Here is a 9,182-nt window from a genome sequence, read left to right on the forward strand (position 1 = left end):
CATTATCGGGGCGATAGTACTGCTGATAAAAACCCCTGACTGCCGGTAGCGTCAACTGCTCCACATCACTGGCTGTTCCCCCCACTGGCAAGCCGTAGGGATGCTTGGGATAGAGGGCCGCTAGCACCGCACGACTGAGGCGATATTCAGGACTATTTTCATAGCCTTGCAGCTCCGAGATCACCACCCGCTTTTCACTTTCAAGGGCATCGGGGGTGATGAGGGTATGGCGCAGGCGATCGGCTTCAAGGATCAGCAGTGGCTCCAGTTGGTCAGCGCGCACCGTGTGGTGGTAGGCCGTCAGGTCATAGCTGGTAAAGGCATTGGAAGAACTGCCCAGGGCATAAAATAGTTGCCCAAACTGCACCGGTCGGCTTTGGGTCCCCTTAAACATCAGATGCTCTAGCTGGTGGGCAATCCCGTTTTCTCCCTTGGGTTCATGGCGAGACCCCACGCGATACCACACCTGCAAACTCACAACGGGCGCCGTGGGAATTTCCTTAATCAGAACGGTCAGGCCATTATCTAAGACCGTTTTGGTCACGCCACTACCGAGTCCTTCTACCATGGCCAGGGGAAAAATTACAGCTAAACTGGTACTCAAGAGCATCAAGCCAACAAATAAGAAGATTCTAACGAATTTTGGAGTGAGCCCTAGGATCATTGTTTCACTGAATTGCCTTTTAATTGCCTTGGGGGGCGATCGCGCTCCCAGAAGTCCTCATCGCCGCAGAAGGACTCGCCAGAACCACCCCTGATGCTGCCGCCATCATGATTGTTGTTATTGTTGTTGCGATTGTTGTTTCATCGTTGTTGCCATCCACACCAGGCGATCGCACAGATAGACTTCAAACTTGTACCCTTGCCAACTCACTTCCATCACCTTGGAGCTTGGGCAAGTCCGTCTGAAGATGAGGAAGAAAAGTACATCTGTTTGCTTTCGGCACATCTGCGCCCCAGGCCAGCCACTCTCTAAGGACCTTGGCTTGAAATTCCTGATCACCCATCTGCTAGTTGCCCCGCAGGTTCTCTCTATCTTGAATGAATCTTGGCAGAGCGGGTGAAAAAAACGCCTAGGGCACAAAGCGCAGGAATTTTTTCTTGCCCACCTGCAGCACTTGGTTGACGTAGGGTTCTGGCGCGGTGAGGGTAAAATCCACATCGGTAATTTTCTCACTGTTGAGCCGGACACCACCCCCTTGGATTTGCCGCCGTGCTTCGCTGCTGCTGGGGCAGAGCTTGGTGTGACTGAGCACGTAGGTTAGCTTTACAGGAAACTGAAACTCGCCAAGGGAATACTCTGGAATTGATCCCGCCTGTGCCGTTTGCCCTTGGGTGACGATCGCCGCTAGTTCTGCTTGGGTTTGCAGGGCCAGCTCTCGCCCATGGTATTGACTGACCACTTCTAGGGCTAAGGCCTTCTGGCGATCGCGAGGATGAGCGGGCAAACTGTCCAAAGGCAAATCCGTAAGCAACTCAATGTACTGGTTCACCAAAGCATCGGGAATTTTTTCAAGCTTGGAGTACATACTGGCTGCCGACTCCGTGAGCGCCACATAGTTGCCAAGGGACTTGGACATTTTCTGTACCCCATCCGTACCCACTAGGATCGGCATCAGCAGGCCAAATTGCACGGTTGGCAAACGAAAGTGACGCTGTAAATCGCGACCGACGGCAATATTAAACTTTTGATCGGTTCCCCCCAATTCCACATCTGCGGCCACCGCCACCGAATCATAGCCCTGCATCAGCGGATAGAGAAACTCATGGAGAAAAATAGGCGTTTCCTTGGCGTAACGTTCCGCAAATCCCTCCTTGGCCAGCATTTGGCCCACGGTCATCGTTCCTAAAAGCTCAAGCACTTTGCGCAGATCCAGTTTGGCAAGCCACTCTGAGTTGTAGCGAATTTCTAAGCGGCCGGGGGTCTCAAAATCCAAAATCGGCCTCACCTGTTCAAGGTAGGTTTGCACATTGGCTGCTACCTCCTCAGGGCTGAGTTGTTTGCGTACTTCCGACTTCCCCGTGGGATCGCCAATTTGAGCCGTAAAGTCACCAATAATCAGCACGGCACAGTGCCCCGCATCCTGAAACTGGCGCAGCTTGCGCAGGACAATGCTATGACCGAGGTGAATTTCACTGCCGGTAGGATCAATGCCAAACTTAATTCGGAGCGGGCGTTGCGTTTGCCGCAAATAGGCCCAGAGATTTTCCTCGGGTTTGGCGGAATCAGGGACATGGGGGAACGTTTCCACAACGCCGCGCTGGAGCCGTGCAATGGTGGCCTCAAGGTCTGAAGACATCATTTGATTGGGCATTTATGGGCATTTATTGGGGTGAGGACATTTTCTGGTCTAGGATGGCTATGATAGCAATCAATGGCGATCGCGCGGCAATTTTGCCATTCCCGACTTTTATCCAAATAAAAAATCGTATACGAAGCAAAAAATAATAGGCCTGAGGCAGCGATTATCGTGTCCACCACTACCCTTGGCAAACATCCCTCCCAAACCCGCCCCCAAGATGAAAACTTCTGGCGTGGGGTACTGCGAATTGCTAACCGCACCTTCCTGGTGGGGATGACCTTTGGGTGTGCGGCTATTGGAGGTGGCCTGTTGGGCCTAGCGATTAGCTTTCGGAATCTTCCGGATGTGCGATCGCTACGGGGCTATGTCCCCACTGAAACCACCCACATTTACGATGCCAAGGGCACACTCCTTGTGAGCCTTCACGATGAAGAAAACCGCGAAGTCGTTTCCCTAAACGAAATTTCCCCCAATCTGAAGCTGGCTGTGCTGGCGATCGAAGACAGCAGTTTCTACCAGCATCGCGGTATTAATCCCATTGGTATTGCCCGTGCCTTGATGGTCAACCTTACCTCTGGGCGTACCGTGCAGGGCGGCTCTACCCTGACGATGCAATTGGTTAAAAATCTCTTTTTGTCTCGCGATCGCTCCATGAGCCGTAAAGTAGCTGAGGCTGTTTTGGCCATGCGCCTCGAGCAGCTCTTCAGCAAAGACGAAATTTTGGAGATGTACCTCAATCAGGTCTATTGGGGACATAACACCTACGGCGTGCAAACTGCAGCCCAAAGCTACTTCAAAAAAAATGCCGCAGATCTCACGCTTGCCGAAGCCGCGATGATGGCTGGGATTATTCAAGCTCCAGAAGCCTATAGCCCCTTTGTGGATTTTGATCTCGCCAAGGAACGGCAGCAATTGGTGCTGGAGCGGATGGTGGAGTTGGGTTGGATTACCCCCCAAGAGGCTGCTGCCGCTGCCCAAGAACCCATCAAGCTGGGGGAAATTACCTCCTTCCAGCGCAGTCGTAGCCCTTGGATTACCGATGCTGTGTTGCAGGAGTTGACCCGCCAATTTGGCCGTGAAGCTGTCATTCGTGGTGGCATGCGGGTGCAAAGCAGCCTTGATCTCAAAATGCAAAAAATGGCGGAAGATGCCATCCGACGGGGATATGAAAGCCTGCAAGCCAGTGGTGTGCGTGCAGATCAGTTAGCTTTAGCTGCCGTGGATCCGCGTACCCACTATGTCAAAGCGCTGGTGGGGGGAGTAGACTACAGCCGCAGTCAATTTAATCGAGCTACCCAAGCCCTGCGCCAGCCGGGATCTGCTTTTAAGCCCTTTGTCTATTATGCCGCCTATGCCAGTGGCAAATATACCCCCGATTCAATCATTAGCGACTCGCCAGTGCGGTACCGGGATGGGGACGGATGGTATGTGCCTCGCAACTACGATGGCTCATTTATGGGTGGAATGTCTATGCGCCTGGCCTTGGCCATGTCCCGCAATATTCCCGCAATTGTCCTTGGCCAAGAGGTCGGCATTGAGCGCGTAATTGAAATTTGCCGTACCCTTGGCATTACCAGTCCAATGCTGCCGGTGGTTTCCCTGCCCTTGGGAGCGGTGGATCTCACCCCCTTGGAAATGGCCGCTGCCTATGCCACATTCGCCAATAATGGCTGGCAATCTCCCACGACAACAATTATTCAAGTCACCGATAACAACGGTCATTTGCTGTTGGATCACACACCGCGCCCCAAACTCGTGCTTGATCCTTGGGCTGCCGCCGCCCTAAATAACACAATGCAGAGTGTGATCACCAGTGGCACAGGGACAGCAGCCAACATTGGCCGGCCTGCCGCAGGAAAAACAGGCACCACCTCTTCTGAGCGGGATATTTGGTTTGTTGGTTATGTGCCGCAACTCTCGGCGGCTGTTTGGGCAGGGAATGACAACTATGCGCCCTTGGGGCAGGGGGCAACGGGGGGTGGTTTTATGGCACCCATTTGGCGAGATTTTATGGCTCAGGCCCTCAAGGATGTGCCTGTGGAGGACTTTACCCCGATGTCGAAGTTCCAGCGACCCAAGCCGCAGCGGCAAAAAAATTAACTCTGCTGGTGCAATTCCCGATCCCCCATAGGGTGAAGCGGTTCAGGGATTGATCTTGGCATTGGCGGAGGCCGCGTAGGTTATGGGGGCTGGTTGGGCGTTGCAACTCATTGGCAAAAAGTCTAGTAAAACCATTGTAATTATTCTCAATAAGCTCTGGTTGTTGCAAATGCCACTTGTTGTCGGCTATCATGCAAACCAATACCGGCAGATCAAGCGAATCTCCTATGCCACTTTATACAGCAGCAGCCTTGAAGGCGGAACTGAATGAGAAGGGTTGGCGGTTGACGCCACAGCGAGAAACCATTCTCAATATCTTCCAAAATCTGCCTAAGGGCAATCACCTAAGTGCTGAGGACCTGCACCATGAGCTGCGCAAACAGGGACACTCCATTAGTTTATCCACCGTTTATCGTACCGTGAAGTTGATGTCACGGATGGGTATTCTGCGGGAGTTGGAACTTGCTGAGGGACACAAGCACTACGAATTAAATACCATGTCTCCGCATCACCATCACCACATGGTGTGTGTACAATGCAACCACACGATTGAGTTTGATAATGACTCCATTCTCAAGCAGGCCTTGAAGCAAACGGAGAAATATGGTCTGCAACTGATTGATTGCCAACTGACGATCTATACCATTTGTCCAGAGGCGCTGCGGCGCGGTTACCCGGGACTGCCGGAAAACTGGGTCTGTAGTCGCGCGATCGCCCACGGGACGGAACCCCCCTCGCGGGGTAAATAGGGGATGTTACGGCCTCTAGGGATTGCCCTTGTTTTAATCCCTAACATTCTGGGGGTGGAGTTTCCCCATGGGCAGATGGCCTTTGATCAGCCCCCTGTTTGTGTTGAAGTTGTTCTTGAAGCCCATACCCACTATCCTCAAGTGTGGCTCAGGAATACCACCTACAACTTCGTTGTTCGGATACCGACCACCGCAGGGGACCCCCTTGCCCGTCTTGAGATTCAGCAACCGCCGGGCATTGAGACCATTTACTGGTTGCCCCAACGCCTTTGTGCTTTTATGGGCGATCGCGCCTTGGGTCAAAATATCGCCACGGGTGGCTTGCAATTTTACCGCAATTCTAATTTTTTGCTAACGTGACCGCTGTTGCAACATTACCGCCTCCCCTGCAGCCGGGCGATCGCCTTGCCGTCGCCTTTCCCAGTGGTGTTCTGCGCCAAGGGGAAACTTTTTGGCAGGGGGTGGCCTGTTGGCAAGCCCAGGGCTATGAGGTCATTGTTAATGAGGCTGACTTTGCAGGCTGGGGCTACCTTGCGGGTTCTGATCAACAGCGGCGCGATCGCCTACGGCACTTATTGCAAGATAATTCTATTAAGGGTATTCTCTGCGGGCGAGGGGGATTTGGGGCAACTCGTCTGTTGGAGCAGTGGCAGTGGCCTTCAGCACCCCCAAAGTGGCTAATTGGTTTTTCAGATATTACGGCTCTTCTGTGGAGCTATGCGGCCCAAGGGGTGGCCGGCGTCCATGGTCCAGTCCTCACCACACTGGCGCAAGAGCCCCTTTGGAGTCAGCGGCGTCTTTTTGATCTGGTCCAGGGCAAGCCCCTAGAGCCCCTATGGGGAAGCGGTTGGGGGGGCGGTGTGGTGCAGGGGCGCCTCTTAGTGGGAAATTTAACGGTCGCAACTCATTTACTGGCCACACCTGATTGCCCGCCTTTTGAGCATGTGATCTTGGCCCTAGAGGATGTGGGTGAAGCCCCCTATCGCATTGACCGTATGCTGACGCAGTGGCGCCGTAGTGGAGCGTTGTATCAGATCAAGGGGATTGCCCTTGGCCGTTTTAGTCGTTGTGAGGATCCCACCACGCAACCGAATTTTCGGCTGATTGAGGTTTTGGGCGATCGCTTGGGGGATTTGGGAATTCCCATTGTTAGTGACTTGCCGTTTGGCCATGAGGGGGTCAATGCCACATTACCAGTGGGGGTGGCGGCTGAGCTAGATGGCGATCGCGGTTCTTTGCGGCTATTACTCTGACAAGCTGACAACAAGTAAATCACAAGCTGACAAGGCATCGAAATACCCGATGCGCCGCTGTTAAGGGGGGCCAAAACTAATCGAACCTATAAGCACAAGCCGATCGCGAGTAAACAATGAAATGAAAATCTGAGTGATAAGATATGGGGGATTCCATCAAGGCACGTAAAGAGTTATGGATTTGGTGACACTGGCTGGACAGCTCAATGCAGGCACCATTTTGCCGGAAACCATCGTGATTGTGGCGCTGCTTGTCGTCCTGTTGGCAGATTTGATTCAGGGACGTCAGGCCGATCGCTGGACACCCTACTTTGCAATTGTTGGTTTAGGGGGGGCGATCGCCACGATGATTCCCCTGTGGACTCAGCCCGCAACCGTCAGTTTCTTTGGCAGCTTTATTTCCGATCACCTCAGCCTCTTCTTCCGGGGACTGATTGCCCTCTCCGCTTTGGGCACGATTCTCATGTCCATTCGTTATGTTGAGCAAACGGGCAGTTCCCTCGGCGAATTTATGACAATTCTGTTGACGGCCACAGTGGGTGGCATGTTCATTGCCGGTGCCCAAGAACTGGTGTTTATCTTTGTGGCCCTAGAGACCCTGAGTATTGCCTCCTATCTGCTCACAGGCTATACAAAGCGCGATAGCCGCTCCAACGAAGCCGCCTTGAAATATCTCCTGATTGGTGCGGCCAGTTCTGCCATTTTCCTCTATGGCTCATCGCTACTGTACGGCCTTTCCGGTGGGCACACGCAACTGCCAGCCATTGCCCAAGCCCTGTCCTCCGAATCCTTGGGCCTTGTCGTGGCCTTAGTGTTTGTTATTGCCGGCATTAGTTTCAAAATTTCCGCAGTACCCTTTCACCAATGGACGCCCGATGTCTATGAGGGTGCCCCTACCCCTGTGGTTGCCTTTCTTTCGGTGGGTTCCAAAGCCGCTGGCTTTGCCCTTGCCATTCGCTTTTTGACCTTGGCCTTCCCCAGTGTCACCGATCAGTGGCAACTCATCTTTACGGTGCTGGCGATCCTAAGCATGATTCTCGGCAATGTGGTGGCACTCGCCCAAACCAGTATGAAGCGGATGCTCGCCTACTCCTCCATTGGTCAGGCCGGGTTTGTGATGATTGGTTTTGTCGTGGGCACTGAGGCAGGCTATGCCAGTATGCTTTTTTACTTGCTGGTGTACCTCTTCATGAACCTTGGTGCCTTTACCTGTGTGATTCTGTTCTCCCTGCGCACCGGCACCGATCAAATTAGTGAGTATGCGGGCCTCTATCAAAAAGACCCCCTCCTGACCCTCGGCCTGAGCCTATGTTTGCTCTCTCTGGGGGGGATTCCGCCCCTGGCGGGCTTCTTTGGTAAGATTTACCTCTTCTGGGCCGGTTGGCAAGCAGGTGCCTATGGTCTGGTGCTGCTGGGTCTATTGACCAGTGTGATCTCCATTTACTACTACATCCGCGTTGTCAAGATGATGGTGGTCAAGGAGCCCCAAGAAATGTCAGAGGCGGTGCGCAACTATCCCGCAGTCTCTTGGTCAAGTTTTGGTCTGCGACCTTTGCAGGTGGGTTTGGTAATGACGGTGATTGCCACCTCCTTAGCGGGCATCTTGGCCAATCCCCTCTTCAACTTGGTGAATACGGCAGTATTGGATGTGCCCCAACTGGCTAATCAACCAAGGGTTATGGCGGTCACTTACCAAACTCTAGCGCCGGCAGGCAAATCTTAAGGATGATTTCAATTCCGATCCCCCATCTATCCTCCTAGAATCAGGGTAAAACCATGCTAGGACAAGTCACAGTGGTGGAATTGGCGCAACGCCTAGCCACAGAGGCGGATACCTTGCAACTCATTGATGTGCGGGAACCCGAGGAGTGGGCGATCGCCCATCTTCCTCACTTTACGCCTTTGCCCTTGAGCGCGTTTCCCCAATGGTCGCCCCAAATTTGTCAGCTCTTTGATCCAGACCGGGAAACCTTGGTGCTCTGCCACCATGGTGTACGCTCTGCCCAGATGGGGCACTGGTTAATTCAGCAGGGGTTTCGCAATGTCAAGAATATTGTTGGTGGAATTGATGCCTATGCTGCGGTAGTGGATCCAACCCTTCCCCGTTACTAGTGGATAATTTGGGAGAGTTTTCATGACGTTGAGAGTCGGTATTAATGGCTTTGGCCGCATTGGCCGCTTGGTGCTACGGGCGGGTCTTGCCTACGACAATATTCAGTTTGTTGGCATTAACGATCTCGTGCCTGCGGATAACCTAGCCTATCTCTTTAAGTACGATTCCACCCATGGCATCTATCCAGGTACCGTCAAGGCCACAGCGGAGGGTATTGAAATTGATGGTAAGTTCATTCCCTGTACGGCCATTCGCAATCCAGCAGAACTGCCCTGGGAATCCGTTGGTGCAGACTATATCGTTGAGTCCACCGGGTTATTTACGGGCTATGAGGGGGCGGCTCAGCATTTACAAGCTGGTGCCAAACGAGTGGTGATTTCAGCCCCCACTAAGGATGCCGATAAGGTGAAAACGATTGTTGTCGGTGTTAACCATGATACCTTTGACCCGTCGAGCGATCGCATTGTCTCCAATGCCAGTTGCACAACCAATTGCTTAGCCCCAGTTGCTAAGGTGTTGCACGCAAGCTTTGGCTTAGCAGAGGGCTTGATGACCACCGTGCACTCCGTCACTGCTACCCAGCCCACCGTGGATGGCCCCAGCAAAAAGGATTGGCGTGGCGGCCGCGGCGCTGGCCAAAATATTATTCCGGCTTCTACAGGAG

At 53.1% G+C, this 9,182-nt stretch carries 9 protein-coding genes; 7 read left to right on the forward strand and 2 right to left on the reverse strand.

Features of this window, described 5'->3' with window-relative positions; translation table 11 throughout:
• Both H8Q75_RS03000 and tyrS read right to left on the reverse strand, forming a co-directional pair.
• On the reverse strand, positions 1-568 hold a 568-nt coding region (locus H8Q75_RS03000; protein ID WP_365970601.1), incomplete at its 3' end, for a pitrilysin family protein.
• 505 nt (positions 569-1,073) lie between these two features.
• On the reverse strand, positions 1,074-2,300 hold the full coding sequence (tyrS, locus tag H8Q75_RS03005; RefSeq protein WP_041429812.1) for a tyrosine--tRNA ligase: 1,227 nt from the start codon (positions 2,298-2,300) through the stop codon (positions 1,074-1,076).
• A gap of 276 nt (positions 2,301-2,576) precedes the next feature.
• Here tyrS and H8Q75_RS03010 point away from each other — a divergent pair, with 276 nt between their 5' ends.
• The 7 genes from H8Q75_RS03010 to H8Q75_RS03040 all read left to right on the forward strand — a co-directional run.
• Positions 2,577-4,403 carry a penicillin-binding protein 1A gene (locus H8Q75_RS03010; protein WP_297040393.1) on the forward strand — a complete coding sequence of 609 codons (1,827 nt, stop codon included), beginning with the start codon at positions 2,577-2,579 and terminating at the stop codon, positions 4,401-4,403.
• A gap of 227 nt (positions 4,404-4,630) precedes the next feature.
• Entirely contained in the window at positions 4,631-5,152 is a 522-nt protein-coding gene (locus H8Q75_RS03015; RefSeq protein WP_024125496.1) for a transcriptional repressor, read from the forward strand.
• Positions 5,153-5,155: 3 nt separating this feature from the next.
• Positions 5,156-5,512, forward strand: coding sequence for a DUF2808 domain-containing protein (locus H8Q75_RS03020; protein ID WP_297040379.1), 357 nt, complete (start codon positions 5,156-5,158; stop codon positions 5,510-5,512).
• Complete coding sequence (locus H8Q75_RS03025; protein ID WP_024125498.1) at positions 5,509-6,405, forward strand: LD-carboxypeptidase; 897 nt, start codon at positions 5,509-5,511, stop codon at positions 6,403-6,405. The genes H8Q75_RS03020 and H8Q75_RS03025 overlap by 4 nt, the downstream gene beginning before the upstream one ends.
• 175 nt (positions 6,406-6,580) lie before the next feature.
• Positions 6,581-8,128, forward strand: a complete 1,548-nt coding sequence (locus H8Q75_RS03030) for an NAD(P)H-quinone oxidoreductase subunit N (RefSeq protein ID WP_297040383.1) — start codon at positions 6,581-6,583, stop codon at positions 8,126-8,128.
• Between the two features lie 53 nt (positions 8,129-8,181).
• Positions 8,182-8,517 (forward strand): rhodanese-like domain-containing protein, encoded by a 336-nt coding sequence (locus H8Q75_RS03035; protein WP_024125500.1) that lies wholly within the window; start codon positions 8,182-8,184, stop codon positions 8,515-8,517.
• A gap of 22 nt (positions 8,518-8,539) precedes the next feature.
• The coding region (locus tag H8Q75_RS03040; protein ID WP_297040390.1) for a type I glyceraldehyde-3-phosphate dehydrogenase at positions 8,540-9,182 on the forward strand (643 nt) is incomplete at its 3' end.

Source organism: Thermosynechococcus sp. OHK43, from assembly GCF_014466085.1.
Classification (GTDB): Bacteria; Cyanobacteriota; Cyanobacteriia; order Thermosynechococcales; family Thermosynechococcaceae; genus Thermosynechococcus.